At 66.5% G+C, this 15,395-nt stretch carries 16 protein-coding genes; 10 read left to right on the top strand and 6 right to left on the bottom strand.

Features of this window, described 5'->3' with window-relative positions:
- Nucleotides 1-85 precede the first annotated feature (85 nt).
- The 4 genes from LQ564_RS24940 to hmgA form a co-directional block, all read right to left on the bottom strand.
- A complete protein-coding gene (locus LQ564_RS24940) occupies nucleotides 86-1,027 on the bottom strand; it encodes a PAS domain-containing protein (RefSeq protein ID WP_231060826.1) in 942 nt (313 codons plus the stop codon).
- Nucleotides 1,028-1,164: 137 nt separating this feature from the next.
- Nucleotides 1,165-1,866 carry an MBL fold metallo-hydrolase gene (locus LQ564_RS24945; protein WP_269143681.1) on the bottom strand — a complete coding sequence of 234 codons (702 nt, stop codon included), beginning with the start codon at nucleotides 1,864-1,866 and terminating at the stop codon, nucleotides 1,165-1,167.
- A gap of 60 nt (nucleotides 1,867-1,926) precedes the next feature.
- Nucleotides 1,927-3,240 (bottom strand): hemolysin family protein, encoded by a 1,314-nt coding sequence (locus LQ564_RS24950; protein ID WP_371873543.1) that lies wholly within the window; start codon nucleotides 3,238-3,240, stop codon nucleotides 1,927-1,929.
- A gap of 105 nt (nucleotides 3,241-3,345) precedes the next feature.
- The gene (hmgA, locus tag LQ564_RS24955; protein WP_231060827.1) at nucleotides 3,346-4,635 is read right to left on the bottom strand and encodes a homogentisate 1,2-dioxygenase; all 1,290 of its coding nucleotides are present in this window, start codon (nucleotides 4,633-4,635) and stop codon (nucleotides 3,346-3,348) included.
- 160 nt (nucleotides 4,636-4,795) lie between these two features.
- Here hmgA and LQ564_RS24960 point away from each other — a divergent pair, with 160 nt between their 5' ends.
- From LQ564_RS24960 to LQ564_RS24985, 5 genes are all read left to right on the top strand, one after another.
- Entirely contained in the window at nucleotides 4,796-5,701 is a 906-nt protein-coding gene (locus LQ564_RS24960) for a LysR family transcriptional regulator (RefSeq protein WP_231060860.1), read from the top strand.
- Nucleotides 5,702-5,763: 62 nt separating this feature from the next.
- A complete protein-coding gene (hppD, locus tag LQ564_RS24965) occupies nucleotides 5,764-6,852 on the top strand; it encodes a 4-hydroxyphenylpyruvate dioxygenase (RefSeq protein ID WP_231060828.1) in 1,089 nt (362 codons plus the stop codon).
- A gap of 225 nt (nucleotides 6,853-7,077) precedes the next feature.
- The gene (locus LQ564_RS24970) at nucleotides 7,078-7,422 is read left to right on the top strand and encodes a CidA/LrgA family protein (RefSeq protein WP_231060829.1); all 345 of its coding nucleotides are present in this window, start codon (nucleotides 7,078-7,080) and stop codon (nucleotides 7,420-7,422) included.
- Nucleotides 7,415-8,152, top strand: a complete 738-nt coding sequence (locus LQ564_RS24975; RefSeq protein WP_231060830.1) for an LrgB family protein — start codon at nucleotides 7,415-7,417, stop codon at nucleotides 8,150-8,152. Before LQ564_RS24970 ends, LQ564_RS24975 begins: the two co-directional genes overlap by 8 nt.
- Nucleotides 8,153-8,401: 249 nt before the next feature.
- Nucleotides 8,402-8,719, top strand: a complete 318-nt coding sequence (locus LQ564_RS24985) for a hypothetical protein (RefSeq protein WP_231060831.1) — start codon at nucleotides 8,402-8,404, stop codon at nucleotides 8,717-8,719.
- Nucleotides 8,720-8,778: 59 nt separating this feature from the next.
- Here LQ564_RS24985 and LQ564_RS24990 read toward each other — a convergent pair whose 3' ends face one another.
- Nucleotides 8,779-9,375, bottom strand: coding sequence for a hemerythrin domain-containing protein (locus tag LQ564_RS24990; protein ID WP_231060832.1), 597 nt, complete (start codon nucleotides 9,373-9,375; stop codon nucleotides 8,779-8,781).
- 351 nt (nucleotides 9,376-9,726) lie between these two features.
- Between LQ564_RS24990 and LQ564_RS24995 the strand changes: the two genes are divergently transcribed.
- The 5 genes from LQ564_RS24995 to LQ564_RS25015 all read left to right on the top strand — a co-directional run bounded on the left by LQ564_RS24995 (nucleotide 9,727) and on the right by LQ564_RS25015 (nucleotide 13,893).
- Nucleotides 9,727-10,758 carry a manganese catalase family protein gene (locus LQ564_RS24995; RefSeq protein WP_231060833.1) on the top strand — a complete coding sequence of 344 codons (1,032 nt, stop codon included), beginning with the start codon at nucleotides 9,727-9,729 and terminating at the stop codon, nucleotides 10,756-10,758.
- A gap of 61 nt (nucleotides 10,759-10,819) precedes the next feature.
- Complete coding sequence (locus LQ564_RS25000; protein ID WP_231060834.1) at nucleotides 10,820-11,758, top strand: ZIP family metal transporter; 939 nt, start codon at nucleotides 10,820-10,822, stop codon at nucleotides 11,756-11,758.
- A 63-nt stretch (nucleotides 11,759-11,821) separates the two neighbouring features.
- On the top strand, nucleotides 11,822-12,409 hold the full coding sequence (locus tag LQ564_RS25005) for a TetR/AcrR family transcriptional regulator (RefSeq protein ID WP_231060835.1): 588 nt from the start codon (nucleotides 11,822-11,824) through the stop codon (nucleotides 12,407-12,409).
- 115 nt (nucleotides 12,410-12,524) lie between these two features.
- On the top strand, nucleotides 12,525-13,226 hold the full coding sequence (locus LQ564_RS25010) for an SDR family oxidoreductase (RefSeq protein WP_231060836.1): 702 nt from the start codon (nucleotides 12,525-12,527) through the stop codon (nucleotides 13,224-13,226).
- 163 nt (nucleotides 13,227-13,389) lie between these two features.
- A complete protein-coding gene (locus LQ564_RS25015; RefSeq protein ID WP_231060837.1) occupies nucleotides 13,390-13,893 on the top strand; it encodes a sensor histidine kinase in 504 nt (167 codons plus the stop codon).
- A gap of 56 nt (nucleotides 13,894-13,949) precedes the next feature.
- Here LQ564_RS25015 and LQ564_RS25020 read toward each other — a convergent pair whose 3' ends face one another.
- On the bottom strand, nucleotides 13,950-15,293 hold the full coding sequence (locus LQ564_RS25020; protein ID WP_231060838.1) for an MFS transporter: 1,344 nt from the start codon (nucleotides 15,291-15,293) through the stop codon (nucleotides 13,950-13,952).
- Nucleotides 15,294-15,395 lie beyond the last annotated feature (102 nt).

Here is a 15,395-nt window from a genome sequence, read left to right on the forward strand (position 1 = left end):
TGTGGAGGGGAAGGCGCTGGCCCTGTGCGCGAGCGCAGGGTGAAACCGGCCCCTGTGAAGCAGGAATTCAACAGCAAGGCGAGCTTTAAGTAGTATCAGGCAGCTTTGCGTAAGTTTGAAAGAACGGGACCAGTTCCATCTCGACCCAGTAGGGATCGCCGTCCTTGGTGTAGTTCACCAGTTCCGCGCGCACCGCCCGGTTGTCCGCGACCGCCGCCAGCGTGCGCGCCACCTCGTCCGGGTCGGTGTCGGGGCCGTGCAGCAGGCCCATGCTGCGCCCGATGACTTCTTCACGGGCGTAGCCGGTGCGGCGCAGGAAGGCGTCGTTGGCGAAGATGATCGGCTGCTCGGCGCCCGGCAGGTCGACCGCGCGCGCGATCAGCACCATGTCGTTCAGGCGCGCCACCGCGGCGGCGGTCAGGCGCAGTTCGCCGTCGGCCGCGCGCAGCTCGTCCTGCTTGGCTTCCAACGATGCGGCGACGCCCTGCATCTCGTCCAGGGTCGCGGTCAAGCCCTTGATCAGGGTGCCGCAGGTGAGGGTGATGATGGCGCCGACGCACAGGAAGTTGATGCACACCGCGCTGGCCGCCAGCAGCGGCTGGGCGCCCAGGCCCATGACCACCAGCTCGGCCTTGCCGGAGGCGCCGAGGGCGAAGATGCTCAGGGCGGTGAACACCAGGATCGCCAGCGCCTGGCGGGTGCCGAGCAGGATCACGGCCATTACCGGCGGGCCGACCAGGTAGATCTGGCTGATGGAACCGACGGTCAGCATCAGGCCGATCCCGACCACGTAGAGCACCACCAGGAAGTTCAGCATACGCAAGGTATAGGGCAGGCGGTCCAGGCACCAGATCGCAAAGATCCAGGCCAGGGCGACGGCGTCGAGCACCGCGATGCCCGCCAGGCCGTCGGCGAGGGCCAGCAGCGCGCTGGGGATGGCGGTGGCGGTGCCCAGCAGCAGGGTGGTGGTCATCAGCCTTGAGAAGATGCGGATGCGCCAGTGTGCGATGTCGTCGAACTGTTTCATGCGGCTGCCCTTTGCGCATGCTTGAAACGTTTCTTGCCTGCACTAGATATTCATGAAGCGCAGTAGCCTAGCGTAATGACGTGGCCTTGTCGTTCGACCGTGTACTTCCAGTCACAGTCCGGTCTGCCGCGACCAGCTTACACGCTGTGCGCCAGGCCCAGGTTCCGGTTGGCCGGCACCGCCACGTCCATCAGCTTCGGCCGCGGCAGGTTCAACGCTGCCATCAGCGCCACGAAATCGGCGCGCGAGCGGTTCGCCAGGCGCGCGTTGTGGCGGCGCTCCCAGCCGATGCTGGAGACCGACTGGCCCTTGTAGTCGTGGCCGGGCCAGACCCGGGTGGCGTCGTCCAGCGTGAACAGCTTGGCGCTCACGCTGTCGTACAGCGCTTCGGCGCTGCCGCCCTGGAAATCGGTGCGCCCGCAGCCGCCCACCAGCAGGGTGTCGCCGCTGAACAGGTTGCCGCGCCACAGGTAGCACATGCTGCCGGCCGTGTGGCCCGGCGTGTGGATGACCGCGATGTGTTCGCGCCCGCCGAAGGGAATCACGTCGCCGTCCTGCAGCTGCACTTCCGCCGGCGGGATGCCGCAGCCGCTCGGCACGCAGGCTTTCGCGCCAGTGAGGGCGCGCAGGGCGCCGGCCGAGGTCACGTGGTCGGCGTGGGCGTGGGTTTCCAGCACGTGGGTCAGGCGCATGCCGAGGCGCTCGATATGGGCCAGGTCGCGTTCGAGGTTGCGGTCGACCGGGTCGATGATCACGGCGTCGCGGCTGTCGGGCGCGGCCAGTATATAGGTGTAGGTGGAGGATTCGGCGTCGAACAGCTGGATGGGATTGATCTGCATGGGGTCTCCGGGCAATCGCGACGTTGTATCACAGGCGCGGCGCTTGCGGAAGCCCCCCGGCTACGCCGCAGGCGGTTCGGTGTGCGATACCAGGATGCGGTCGATCCGGTTGCCGTCCATGTCCATGATCTCGAAGCGGAAGCCCTCCCATTCCACGGATTCGGACGCCTTCGGGATGTAGCCGAGCTGGTACAGCAGGAAGCCGGCCAGCGTGTGGTACGCCCCTTCGTCCTCGCCCGGGAAGGCGATGTCGGTCGCCAGCAGGTCGCGGAAGCGGTCCAGCGCCACGCCGCCGTCGAGCAGCCAGCTGCCGTCCTGGCGCTGCACCGCGTCCGGGTCGTCCTCCTGGTCGGCCACGGTGACGTCGCCGACCAGGGCGCTCATCACGTCGCTCAGGGTGACCATGCCCTGGATGTCGCCGTATTCGTCGACGATCAGGGCCAGCTCGGCGCGGTGCTTCTTGAACATCTCGAGCAGGGCCATGGCGCTCACGGTCTCGGGCACGTAGAGCAGTTCCTGCACCGCGCCGTCGACGTCGATCGCGTCCACCGTGCCGGTGCGCGCGGCCTGGCCGAACAGGTCGCGCACCAGCACGTAGCCGACGATGTGCGAGCGGTCGCCGCGGCACACCGGGAAGCGGCTGTAGGGGTTGGCAGCGATGATGGCGAGGTTGGCGGCGCGGTCCATCTCGAGGTCGAGGATCACCAGGTCGACGCGCGGCGTCATCAGGGACTTCAGGTGCTGGTCGTCGAGGCGCAGGGCGCGCGAGACGATGTCGTATTCGGTCTTCTCGAAAACGCCGGTGTCGGCGCCTTCCTTGATCATGCCGGCGATGTCTTCCTCGGTCGGCGCTTCTTCCTTGGCCTGGTGAATGCCGATCACGCGCACGATGGCGTTGGTGGACAGCGACAGCAGCTTGACGAAGGGCGCCATGATCTTCGACAGCAGGCGCAGCGGCGGGGCGATCAGCACCGCCATCGCGTCCGGATAGGCCAGCGCGATGCGCTTGGGAACCAGTTCGCCGAAGATGATCGAGGCCACGGTGATCGCCATCACCACCACGCCGAGCGCGATCTCGCGCGCGTACGGCTGCAGCAGCGGCACCGATTCCACGTGCGGGGTGAGGTGGCTGACCAGCGAGGCTTCGCCGAAGGCGCCGTTGAAGATGCCGATCAGGGTGATCCCGACCTGCACCGTGGACAGGAAGTGGCTCGGATCGTCGGCCAGTTTCAGGGCGGTGCGCGCGCCGCGGCTGCCTTCCTCCGCGCGCCGTTCCAGGCGCATGCGCTTGGCCGAGACCAGCGCCAGCTCGCTCATGGCGAACACCCCGTTGAGCAGGATGAGGATGGCGATGATCACTATGTCGGTCAGCACTGGCGCGGGGCTTCCATCGGACGAACCGGGCCGGGGCCGGGCACGCCTGCGGCGGCGTACGGCTCAATCATCGCATGCCGGCGCCTCGGGCCGCCGCACGGATTGTCAGGGTGTCAAGCGGAAGTGCTTGCCGATACCCGCCCAGCATTGCTGGTAGTCGGCCTGGCGCTGCGGCGACGCCAGGGCGTAGGGCGTCGGCACGATCACGTGGCGGGTCTCGAACATGAAGGCCATGGTGTCGCCAACCTTGTGCGGCTTGCTGGTGTCGGCGCTGCTCGCCTTGTCGAACGTGGCGGCGTCGGGGCCGTGGCCGCTCATGCAGTTGTGCAGGCTGGCGCCGCCGGGGTTGAAACCGTCGGCCTTGGCGTCGTAGGCGCCGTGGATCAGGCCCATGAATTCGCTGGCCACGTTGCGGTGGAACCAGGGCGGGCGGAAGGTGTCTTCGCCGACCAGCCAGCGCGGCGGGAAGATCACGAAGTCGAGCGTGTCCACGCCCGGGGTGTCGCTGGGCGCCTGCAGCACCAGGAAGATCGACGGGTCCGGGTGGTCGTAGCTGATCGAGCCGATGGTGTTGAAGTGGCGCAGGTCGTATTTATAGGGGGCGTAGTTGCCGTGCCAGGCGACCACGTCCAGCGGCGAATGCTTGACGTCGGCGCGCCACAGCTTGCCGCAGAACTTGGCGACCAGCTCGAAGTCGCCCTCGACGTCCTCGTAACGGGCGCTTGGGGTCAGGAAGTCGCGCGGGTTGGCCAGACCGTTGGAGCCGATCGGGCCCATGTCCGGCAGCTGGAGCAGGGCGCCGAAGTTCTCGCAGATGTAGCCGCGCGCCTCGCCGTCCGGCAGCAGGACCTGGAAGCGCACGCCGCGCGGGATCACGGCGATCTCCTGCGGCTCGAGGTCGAGCAGGCCGAGTTCGGTGGCGATCGCCAGGCGCCCGAGCTGCGGCACGATCAGCAGTTCGCCGTCGGCGCTGTAGAAGTAGCGGCCCGCCATGTCGCGGTTGGCGCAATACAGGTGGATCGCGCAGCCCGTCATCGTTTCGGGCGAGCCGTTGCCGGCCATGGTGACCCAGCCGTCGATGAAGTCGGTCGGCACGGTCGGCATCGGCAGCGGGCTCCAGCGCAGCTGGTCGGGCGGGGCCGGATTGTCGAAGCGGCTGGCGATGCGGCCGGCGTCGAGCGGCTGGAAGCTGCCGTGGACGGCGGCCGGGCGGATGCGGTAGAGCCAGGAGCGGCGGTTATGGCTGCGCGGCGCGGTGAAGGCGGTGCCGGAGATCTGCTCGGCGTACAGGCCGTAGGCCACCTGCTGCGGCGAGTTGCGGTGCCGGGGCAGGGCGCCGGGCAGGGCTTCGGTGGCGAACTCGTTGCCGAATCCACTCATGTAGGCCTGGTTCATGCTTCATCTCTCCTGGACGGATATTGGCGAATGCCGCCATTCTGGAAGAAAAGACCATGTTTTACGAGATGAATAGAAAAATGTAGACTATTCACGATCTAAATACTGCTGTTCGCGCGGCGGTGGCGCGCCCACAATGCTGCCGCGACGTGAATGAATGATGATCGAGCCGCACACCATCGACCTGAACCTGCTGTCGGTGTTCCAGGAAGTCTACCGGGAGCGCCAGATTTCGGCGGCCGCCAAGCGCCTGGGCCTGTCCCAGTCGGCCGTGAGCAATGCGCTGGCGCGGCTGCGGCGCGCCTTCGGGGACGAGCTGTTCGTGCGCACCGCGAGCGGCATGCAGCCGACCCCGCTGGCGGTGCAGATGGCCGAGCCGATCGGGGTGGCGATGGCGCAGGTGGCGCTGGCGCTGAACCAGCGCAGCCGCTTCGACCCGGCCACCAGCCACCGCCGCTTCACGCTGGCGATGACGGACGTGGGCGAGATCTACTTCATGCCGGCGCTGATCGAACGCTGCCGGGTGCTGGCGCCGCTGGTGGAAATCAGCTCGGTGCGGGCCGGTTCGCTGAACGTGAAGGAAGAGATGGAAGGCGGGCGGGTGGACCTGGCGATCGGTCCCTTCGAGGACATCTCGGAGGCGCTGTACCAGCGGCAGCTGTTCCGCCAGCCCTATGTGACGATGTTCCGCAAAAGCCATCCGCTGGGGCGCGGCAAGGTGGACCTGGCGCGCTTCGTCGCTGCGGAACACATGCTGGTCGATTCGCACGAGAGCCCGTACGAGCGCATCAACGGCCTGCTCGAGCGCGCCGGGATCGGGCCCAACGTGCGCTTCCGGGTGCCGCATTTCACCGCGGTGCCGTATATGGTGAGCACATCGGACCTGGTGGTGACGGTGCCGCAGAAGCTGGCCGAGCGCGCCGCGCTGCCGTTCGGCCTGGCCTGGATCGCGCCGCCGCTGGATTTGCCGCCGCTGCAGACCAATGTGTTCTGGCACCGGCGCTACAACCAGGATCCGGGCAACCAGTGGCTGCGCGGCCTGATGGCGGAAGTGTTCGCCGAATGAGCATTTTTATGCGGCCGTGGAGACCGGCCGATTGATGAACGACACACGAGAAGGAAGATAAAATGGCAGACCTGTTCGAGAATCCCATGGGATTGAATGGCTTCGAGTTCGTCGAGTTCGCGGCCCCCACCCCGGGCGTGCTGGAGCCGGTGTTCGAGGCGCTGGGCTTCACCAAGGTGGCCGTGCATCGCTCGAAAGCCGTGTCCCTGTACCGCCAGGGCGGCATCAACTTCATCATCAACAACGAGCCGAAGAGCTACGCCGCCTACTTCGCCGCCGAGCACGGCCCCTCGGCCTGCGGCATGGCCTTCCGCGTCAAGGATGCGCACAAGGCCTATGCGCGCGCGCTGGAACTGGGCGCCCAGGCGGTCGAGATCCCGACCGGCCCGATGGAGCTGCGCCTGCCCGCCATCAAGGGCATCGGCGGCGCGCCGCTGTACCTGATCGACCGCTACGAGGAAGGCAGGTCGATCTATGACATCGACTTCGAATTCATCGACGGCGTCGACCGCCACCCGGTGGGCCACGGCCTGTCGATCATCGACCACCTGACCCACAACGTCTACCGCGGCCGTATGGCCTTCTGGGCCGGCTTCTACGAGAAGCTGTTCAACTTCCGCGAAATCCGCTACTTCGACATCAAGGGCGAGTACACCGGCCTGACCTCGAAGGCGATGACGGCGCCGGACGGCAAGATCCGCATTCCGCTGAACGAAGAAGGCAAGGCGGGCGGCGGCCAGATCGAGGAATTCCTCATGCAGTTCAATGGCGAGGGCATCCAGCACATCGCGCTCTTGAGCGAGGACCTGATCAAGACGGTGGACAGCCTGCGCGCGGCCGGCGTGCCGCTGATGACGGCGCCGCCGGAGACTTATTACGAGATGCTCGACGAGCGCATTCCGGGCCATGGCCAGGATGTCGAGGCGCTCAAGGTGCGCGGCCTGCTGCTCGACGGGGCGGTTGCGGACGGCACGGCGCGCCTGCTGGTGCAGATCTTCGGCGTGCCGCAGCTGGGGCCGGTGTTCTTCGAGTTCATCCAGCGCAAGGGGGATGATGGGTTTGGGGAGGGGAACTTCAAGGCGCTGTTCGAGTCGATCGAGCGGGATCAGTTGAAGCGGGGGGCTATTGCGGGGGCGACCGCGGAGGCGTGAGCTGGCAGTTTTTTAGCAAAAGTCAAATTGGGTTCCGGCCTTCGCCGGAACGACGTTGACTTGAGTTCGTAGAGTTCGTATCTCTCGATTTCTACGCTTGCCTCACGACCGTCGTCCCGGCGCAGGCCGGGACCCAAGTTCATCGCATACCCGTTACTCGACCGGCGCACACGCCGCCCACCCACATTTGCTATCCTGAGCGCTTTTCGCCCCAAGAAGCGCCTCATGCTCGCCGCCTTCACCATCCTCCTGCTGTTCCAATGCCTCGGCGAAGGCATCGTCTTTCTCCTGCACCTCCCGTTGCCCGGCCCCGTCGCCGGCATGCTGCTCCTGATGGCCGCCCTGGTCTTCTGGCCCGCCCTCCAGAAGCGCGTCGAGGAAGCCGCCACTACCTTGCTGTCCCATCTCTCGCTGCTGTTCGTCCCCGCCGGCGCCGGCATCGTCGCCACCGCCGGCAGCGGCAGCGGGCACTGGATGGCGATTGCGGCCTCCCTGGTCGTCAGCACCGTGCTGGCGATGGCCGTCACCGGCCTGATCCTGCGTGGCATCGAAGGAAAGAACGATGCCTGAATTCGCCGGCCTGTCCCAGTTCTGGGTCTATCTTTCCGCCTCGCCGCTGCTCGGCCTCACGCTGACGCTGTGCGCCTACCTCGCCGCCCAGCGCATCAACGTCTTCTTCAAGGGCTCGACCCTGGCCAACCCGGTGGCGATCAGCGTCGCCCTGATCGCCCTGGTGCTGTGGCTGTCGAACATGTCTTACCAGCGCTACTTCGCCGGCGCCCAGTTCGTGCACTTCCTGCTCGGCCCCGCCACCGTGGCCCTGGCCGTGCCGCTGGTGCGCCAGCTGCCCCGGCTGCGGCGCGCCTTCGTGCCGCTGGCTTGCGCGCTGCTGTTCGGCTGCGTGACCGCCATCGTGTCAGCAAGTGCGGTCGCGCTGTTGCTGGGCGCGACGCCCGAACTGGCCGCGACCCTGGGCCCGAAATCGGCGACCTCGCCGATCGCGATGGCGGTCTCGGAGCGCCTGGGCGGCATTCCGGCATTCACGGCGGCGCTGGTGATTACGACCGGCGTGTTCGGCGCCGTGTTCGGCCGCTATGTGTTCGACCTGCTGCGCATCAAGGCGCCCGCCGCCCGTGGCTTCGCGATGGGCCTGGCGGCGCACGGCATCGGCACCGCGCGCGCCTTCCAGGTCAGCCCCGAATCCGGCGCCTTCGCGGCGCTGGCGATGGGCCTGAACGGCGCCATGACGGCGCTGCTGGCGCCCTGGCTGGTGCCGCTGGTACTTGGCTGGTTCAATTGATTCGTGGATGCTTAGCGCCGGATACTATTTTCAATTGCTGGACTCGATCCGATAGGCGGCCGTCCGGGCCGCCGCACCAATCGGAGTCCTTCGTGTCTAGTCCCAGGAAAAAATCAGCCTCGGCCTGCAGGGCGGGGGGGTACCTCCGGCCCCTTCACCTGGGGCGTACTCGACCGTCTGCTGCAGGACGAGCAGATCGAGATCGCTTCGCTGAGCGGCGCGAGCGCCGGGGCCATCAATGCGGCCGTGATGGCGGACGGCTATGCCCACGGCGGCGCGCGCTCGATCGCTTCTGGCGCGCCCTCGGCGGCACGGCCCTGTTCAGCCCGCTGCAGCGGACCCCGCTCGACCACCTCGCCGGCGGCTTTACCATGGGTCACCGGCGCCAACGACGTGCTGACCGACCTGAGCATTTCGAGCAAGTTCAATGCGGAGCCCGGCTTCCTGCAGATGTTGCACGACTATGGCTTCGAGGCCGCCGGCGCCTGGCTGGACAAGCATCGTGACGACATCGGCGTGCGCGGCACGCTCGATCCGGCCGCCGTCTTCGGCCCCGAAGGGGAATGAAAAAAAGCCGGCCGCGGCGCAGGCGCCTGGCCGGCTTCTACCAGAACCTCGCCGGGCGCTCAGGCCGGGTTCGATTTCCAGGTCTTCTTCGGTCCGAAAGCCTTGGCCGCGAACACCGCGCCCAGCAGGCCGACGGCCACCGCGGCGGTGCTGCCGCCGAATCCGACCGCGTGTTCCTTGGCCAGCTTGCCGGCCTTCGGGCCGACCAGCTGCAGGCGGCGCTTGTTCATCTGCGCGCCCAGTTCCGACAGGGCTTCCTTGCTCAGCTTGGCCTCGGCGTGCGGCAGCAGGGTGGTTTCCTCGTCGGCCACGTGGTGCATCACGTCGCGCATCAGTTCCATCACCAGCTTGTCATGGCGCGGATCGTCGCCGCGGGTGCGGCGCAGTTCGGCGATCAGGCGGCGCATCTCGTCGTGCTCCGGCTCGGCCTTGTGGATGAAGGGCTCGCCGGAATCGCGTTCGCGCATGACCGGGTAGAAGATCTCTTCTTCCAGCGTGGCGTGGATTTCGAGCGCGTCGCAGATGGTGTCGGCCAGCGCCTTCTTCACGCGCACCGGCTTGTCCTTCTCGTACTGGTGGAAAGTGACCATCACGTGGGAATGGTCGAAACGGATCATGTTGGTGATCGTCGGGCTCAGCTTACTCAAATTGAACATGTTTACCCCCTTTATGGTCATGTAGCCAACATGGTAAAGGCGCTCGACGCGGCAATGCTATAGGAGCGCGCGCCGTACCAATGTCGGTGCGAATCGCAGGGCCATGCGCGCACCGCCCTGCAACTGGCTCTCAACGGTCTTGAATGGATGAGTTGTACAGTTATTTATCAATTTCAACATTTCCATCAAGTTTCTTAATTGTCGCCTTAGTCCTACAGCAGCACGCGCGAACCCCTGATGACCCCGGGCCGTGCGGAAGCGAACATGGACCTATACGAACTGACGGCCGATGCCGCAGACATTCGGGGGCGGCGCGCATTGCGCCAACAAACTTACAATCGGAGGATGTTCATGTTTGCTCATAACAAACGCCTGCAGTACACGGTTCGCGTCAGCGAGCCGAATCCGGCTCTGGCAAACCTGATGCTGGAACAGTTCGGCGGCCCGCAGGGCGAGCTGGCAGCGGCCATGCGCTACTTTACCCAAGCGGTTGCCGAGGATGATCCAGGCCGCAAGGACATGCTGTACGACATCGCAACCGAGGAGCTGAGTCACCTCGAGATCATCGGCCACATCGTCGCCATGCTGAACAAGGGCGCCAAGGGCCGCCTGGCGGAAGCGGTCGATGGCGAAGCCGAGATGTACAAGGCCATCACCGGCCCGGGCAACGACAGCCACATCACGCAAGTACTGTACGGCGCCGGCGCGCCGCTGACCAATTCGGCCGGCGTGCCCTGGACCGCGGCCTACATCGACTCGATCACCGAGCCGACCGCCGACCTGCGCTCGAACATCGCCGCCGAGGCGCGCGCCAAGATCGTCTACGAGCGCCTGATCGCCCTCACCGACGACCCGGGCGTCAAGGAGGCGCTGGGCTTCCTCATGACGCGCGAAGTCGCGCACCAGAAGTCCTTCGAGAAGGCGCTGTACGCCATCGAGCCGAACTTCCCGGCCGGCAAGATGCCTGCCGACCCGCGCTTCGCCAGCGTCTACTACAACATGTCGCAGGGCCCGGGCGAGATGCGCGGCCCCTGGAACCAGGGCGCGGACTGGGACTTCGTCACCGACCGCGAGAAGCAGATGGCGGTCGACGGCGGCTCGGGCGAAGCCGAAGTGGCGCTGCCGAGCGGCGACATCGACATCCTCAAGCAGATGGCGATGCGCACCATGTCCGACCCGATGTCGTCGCCGCGCACCGGTGCCGAACTCGGTATGAGCATGCAATCGGATAGCAGTGCTACGATGGGCGGGTCCTCGGGCAATTCGATGGGCCAGGCGACCACGGCCAACAAGGGCGGGCCGCTCGACGACACCGGCCTTAGCCATCCAGTCGACAAGGGCGTCTCCAAGTCGATGAAGGCGATGAAGCCGACCAAGAAGTAAAGCCAGCGCCGCGCGGGACGCCGGCTGGACACCGGCCGCGCGGCTTTTCACCGGACTCTGCATGAACTTTCATATAGATAAGACGCGCGAAACTTCCAGCCTCGGCAACGGTCTGATCGCGGCGCGCGGACTGCTGCGCCTGTTGACCGTACGCCGCGTGATCGGTTTCCTCATCTGCAGCGTGGGCGGCGCCCTCCTGCTCGGCAGCCTGGCGGAACAGATCATGAATGCCGACCCCAGGATGCACCGCGCCCTGATCGGAGGTTCGACGGCCGCGGCCGCGACCGCGCTGGGCACCTTGCCGGTGCTGTTCGCACAGAACTTCTCGAAACGTACCTACGATTGCTTCCTCGGTTTCGGCGCCGGCATCATGCTCGGCGCCACCGCCTTCTCGCTGGTCATCCCCTCCCTGAATGCGGCCAAGGCGGCCGGGGCGGGCAACTGGGAAGCCAGCCTGCTGGCCGGCGCCGGCATCATGGCCGGCGCGATGGCCATCCTGCTGCTGGGGCGGGCCGTGAGCTCGCATGGCGTGCTCGATCCGGGCACGGACGGCGTCTCGCTGCGGCGCGCCTGGATCTTCGTCTGGGCGGTGGCCCTGCACAATGTACCGGAAGGGCTGGCGATCGGCGTGGCCCATGCCGGCATCGACCTCGACAAAGCCAATTCGCTCACCACCGGGATCTCGATCCAGGACGTGCCCGAAGGCCTGGTGGTGGCGCTCGCGCTGCGCACGGTCGGCTATGGCCGCCTGACCTCGGTCGGCCTCGGCATCGCGTCCGGCCTGGCGGAGCCGGTCGCGGCGGCCTTCGGCGTGGCCCTGATCGGGATCGCCTCGGGACTGCTTCCGATCGCCCTGGCCGCAGCGGGCGGCGCCATGCTGTTCGTCATCGTCAACGACGTGATCCCGGAATCGCGCCAGAGCGGCAACGGCACCTGGGCCAGTATCGCCCTGCTGATCGGCTTCATCCTGATGACGGTGCTCGACACGGCGCTTGCGTAAAGCCGCTTGACCTGCGAAATATGATGGGCTTAATATGACGTTCATCATATTTCGGATGCCATCATGAACTCAGTGAAGTCCAGCAAGCGCGAGCAATCCCACCACCGGATCGTCGAAGCGGCCAGCCGCGCGGTGCGCCGCCACGGCTATGCCGGCGTCGGCGTGGCCGAGGTCATGAAGGAAGCCGGCCTGACCCACGGCGGCTTCTACGCCCATTTCGATTCGCGCGAAGCGCTGCTGGTCGAGGCGATCGAGCATGCGGGCGCCATCAGCAGCGCCACGCTGGACGAGCGCATCGCCGCACGCACGCGCGAAACCGGCAAGCCGCTGCAGGCGCTGATCGAACTCTATCTCTCCGACGAACACCTGGCGCACGCCGAGCACGGCTGCGTGGTCGGCGCGCTGGCCAGCGAAATCCCGCGCCAGCACGACGTCGTGCGCGAGGCCTCGGTGCAGCGGGTCGACCGCCTGGTGCGGCGCGTGGCGCTGGCGCTGCCGGACGACGCCGCGCCCGAACTGGCCGGCGTGATCGCCGGCGCGTTGGTCGGCAACCTGCAGCTGGCGCGCATCCAGGGCGACAATGCCGAGGGCAGGGCGGTGCTGGCGGCTGCCCGCAAGACGCTCGCTGCCGCATTTTCGAATAACTTCTGATTTCATCCGCGCCAGCTTCGCCTGGCTTTTCTTGCGCCGGAAATATGATGCTCATCATATGACAGTTATCATAAATTCCACGGCAGTGCCGTCATATCACCTGAAAGAATTCATCATGAACGTCCAGAACGCTACCATCCTCATCACCGGCGCCAACCGCGGCCTCGGCGCGGAATTCGCACGCCAGGCCCTGGCCCGCGGCGCCCGCAAGGTCTACGCCGCAGCGCGCGACCCGTCCACGATCACCACACCCGGTCTGGTGCCGGTGCGGCTGGACGTCACCGATGCCGCCGGGGCCGCCGAGCTGGCGCGGGAGCTGGGTGACGTCGACATCGTCGTCAACAACGCCGGCATCGCCGAGACCGGGGCCGTGCTGGACGAGGGCGGCCTGGAATCGATGGGCCGCATGATGGCGACCAATGTCTTCGGCCTGCTCAACGTCAGCCGCGCGTTTGCCCCGGTCCTCGCGCGCAATGGCGGCGGCGCCTTCGTGAACATCCTGTCGATCGCCAGCTGGGCCAGCAGCCCGGTGCTGGCCAACTACGCCGTCAGCAAATCCGCCGCCTGGAGCGCCACCAACGGCCTGCGCGACGCCGTGCGCCCCCAGGGCACCCAGGTGCTGGGCGTGCATGTCGGCTTCATCGACACGGATCTCACGCGCGGCTTCGAGGCGCCCAAGCTGCAGCCGTCGACCGTGGTCGACAGCGTGTTCGCGGCCCTGGAAGCGGGCGACAGCGAGGTGCTGGTGGACGAGATCACCCGCCAGGTCAAGCGCGGCCTGTCGGCCGATACGGGTGACTACACCCTGGTGCGCTGAGCGGGCATTTCCGCGACATGCGCCGCTTGGCATGGGGGCTCCCACACCATATGGAGCCCTGCAATGCCTTTGAAACGCCTTCTGTTGTCCGCCTGCCTGGCCTTGTCCCTGCGAGCGAACACGGTCCTTGCCGCCGCACCGCAGGGCCTGGCGCCCCTGAATCTTGCGCATACCTTCGCCCAGGTCCGTGAAGGGAGCGGCGCTGCTGTTCCTGTCGCGCGAGCCGGACCGCAAGGCGCCGGTCGAGCGGGTGCGGCTCGATACCCTCGTTGCGCGCCTGGTCGAAGACCATGAACACCTCCTGGCCGGGAAGGAGGCGCGGTTCGTGGTGGGGGAATTGGCGCCGCTATGGCTCGGTTGTCCGGAGGCGATCGTGCGGATCGTGGTGGGCAACCTGCTGCGTAACGCGGCCGAAAACAGTTTTCATGGCGAGATCGCGGTTCGGCTGGAAGATGGGCGCCTGAGCGTGCAGGACTCCGGCACGGGGTTCGATACCGTGGCGGCGGCGCGCCGCTATACCCAGGCGCTGCGCGAATCGGCGAAGCAGGGCGGCGGCCAGGGGCTCGGGCTGTTCCTGACGCGCCGCATCTGCGAGCGTTTCGGGTGGACGATGCGGATCACGTCGGATCCAGCACAGGGCACCTTGGTCGAGCTGATCTTTCCGTAAAAAAACGCCCCGGAGCTTGCGCTGCCGGGGCGTTCGTCATCACGTTCGAAACAAGATCAGTCGCGAATCTCCAGCGCCCGATTCAGGCTCAGCGCCGCCAGCGAACCCACCGCACCCGACAGCAGGTACAGGCTCACGTAGCCGAGGCCGAAGTGCGCCGACAGGCCGAGGGCGACCAGCGGTGCGAAGGCCGCGCCGACCAGCCAGGCCAGGTCCGAGGTCAGGGCCGCGCCGGTGTAGCGGTAGCTCTGCTTGAAGTTGGCGGTCACGGCGCCGGCGGCCTGGCCGTAGGACAGGCCCAGCAGCGCGAAGCCGACCAGGATGAAGGTGTTCTGGCCGGTGACGCCGCCGTCCATCAGGCTCGGCACGGCCAGCGAGAACAGGCCGATCAGCGCCGCCAGGGTGCCCAGCGTTGTGCGGCGGCCGACCTTGTCCGCGATGTAGCCGGAGGCCAGGATCGCCAGCACGGCAACGCAGGCGCCCCACATCTGGATATGCAGGAACTCATCCATCGGGCGGGTGTCGTACAGCTGGATCCAGGACAGCGGGAACACGGTCACCAGGTGGAACAGGGCGTAGCTGGCCAGGGCGGCGAGGGCGCCGATGGCGATGTTGCTGCCCTGGTTCTTCACGATCTCGCCGACCGGGGCCGGGTCGAGTTCGTGGGCGTCCAGCAGGCGCGAATATTCATGGGTCGACACCAGGCGCAGGCGGGCGAACAGGGCCACCACGTTGATCGCGAAGGCGCAGAAGAAGGGGAAGCGCCAGCCCCAGACCAGGAAGTCGTCCTGCGACAGGTTGCTCAGCAGGTAGGCGAACAGGCCCGCGGCGATCAGGAAGCCGACCGGCGCCGCCAGCTGGCCCAGCATCGCGTACCAGCCGCGCTTGTTTTCCGGCGCCGACAGGGCCAGCAGCGAGGGCAGGCCGTCCCAGGAACCGCCCTGGGCGATGCCCTGGCCGATGCGCATCAGGGACAGGATCACGATCGCGGCCGCGCCGATCCGGCTATAGGTCGGCAGGAAGGCGATGACGCAGGTGCAGGTGCCCATCAGGAACAGGGCGATGGTGAGCTTGATTTCACGGCTGAAACGCGTTTGCAGCCACATGAAAATCACGGTGCCGAGGGGGCGCGCGATGAATGCGAACGAAAAAACGATAAACGAGTACAGTGTCGCTTCGAGCCGGTCTGCCCACGGGAAAAAGACCGCGGGAAAGACTAGGACGGAAGCGATGGCATAGACGAAGAATTCGAAATATTCCGAGGCGCGGCCGATCACCACGCCGACGGCTATTTCTCCCGGGTGGATTTCACCATCGCGGGCATTGATGTTACGGGCCCCACTCGTTGGGTGGGTAATGGGAGCGGCAGCTGCGCCGCCGTGCGTCGTCGTGCTTTGCATATCTTCGTCTCCAAATCCAGGTTGCTCGGCCTACTGTACCACAATGCCATTATTGCAATGTTTTGATTGCAATAGGGCAAAGGGTGGGACAAAGTGTCCAAT

Origin of the sequence: Massilia phyllostachyos (assembly GCF_021044825.1) — a bacterium.
Classification (GTDB): Bacteria; Pseudomonadota; Gammaproteobacteria; order Burkholderiales; family Burkholderiaceae_D; genus Telluria; species Telluria phyllostachyos.

Excerpts from the sequence above, each read along its gene's own strand:
- hppD (WP_231060828.1), top strand. The coding sequence starts at position 5,764 with ATGGCAGACCTGTTCGAGAATCCCATGGGATTGAATGGCTTCGAGTTC.
- LQ564_RS24995 (WP_231060833.1), top strand. The coding sequence starts at position 9,727 with ATGTTTGCTCATAACAAACGCCTGCAGTACACGGTTCGCGTCAGCGAG.
- LQ564_RS25000 (WP_231060834.1), top strand. The coding sequence starts at position 10,820 with ATGAACTTTCATATAGATAAGACGCGCGAAACTTCCAGCCTCGGCAAC.
- LQ564_RS25010 (WP_231060836.1), top strand. The coding sequence starts at position 12,525 with ATGAACGTCCAGAACGCTACCATCCTCATCACCGGCGCCAACCGCGGC.
- LQ564_RS24990 (WP_231060832.1), bottom strand. The coding sequence starts at position 9,375 with ATGTTCAATTTGAGTAAGCTGAGCCCGACGATCACCAACATGATCCGT.
- LQ564_RS24975 (WP_231060830.1), top strand. The coding sequence starts at position 7,415 with ATGCCTGAATTCGCCGGCCTGTCCCAGTTCTGGGTCTATCTTTCCGCC.
- LQ564_RS25005 (WP_231060835.1), top strand. The coding sequence starts at position 11,822 with ATGAACTCAGTGAAGTCCAGCAAGCGCGAGCAATCCCACCACCGGATC.
- LQ564_RS24945 (WP_269143681.1), bottom strand. The coding sequence starts at position 1,866 with ATGCAGATCAATCCCATCCAGCTGTTCGACGCCGAATCCTCCACCTAC.
- LQ564_RS24940 (WP_231060826.1), bottom strand. The coding sequence starts at position 1,027 with ATGAAACAGTTCGACGACATCGCACACTGGCGCATCCGCATCTTCTCA.
- LQ564_RS24970 (WP_231060829.1), top strand. The coding sequence starts at position 7,078 with ATGCTCGCCGCCTTCACCATCCTCCTGCTGTTCCAATGCCTCGGCGAA.
- LQ564_RS24985 (WP_231060831.1), top strand. The coding sequence starts at position 8,402 with ATGGCGGACGGCTATGCCCACGGCGGCGCGCGCTCGATCGCTTCTGGC.
- hmgA (WP_231060827.1), bottom strand. The coding sequence starts at position 4,635 with ATGAACCAGGCCTACATGAGTGGATTCGGCAACGAGTTCGCCACCGAA.
- LQ564_RS24960 (WP_231060860.1), top strand. The coding sequence starts at position 4,796 with ATGATCGAGCCGCACACCATCGACCTGAACCTGCTGTCGGTGTTCCAG.
- LQ564_RS25020 (WP_231060838.1), bottom strand. The coding sequence starts at position 15,293 with ATGCAAAGCACGACGACGCACGGCGGCGCAGCTGCCGCTCCCATTACC.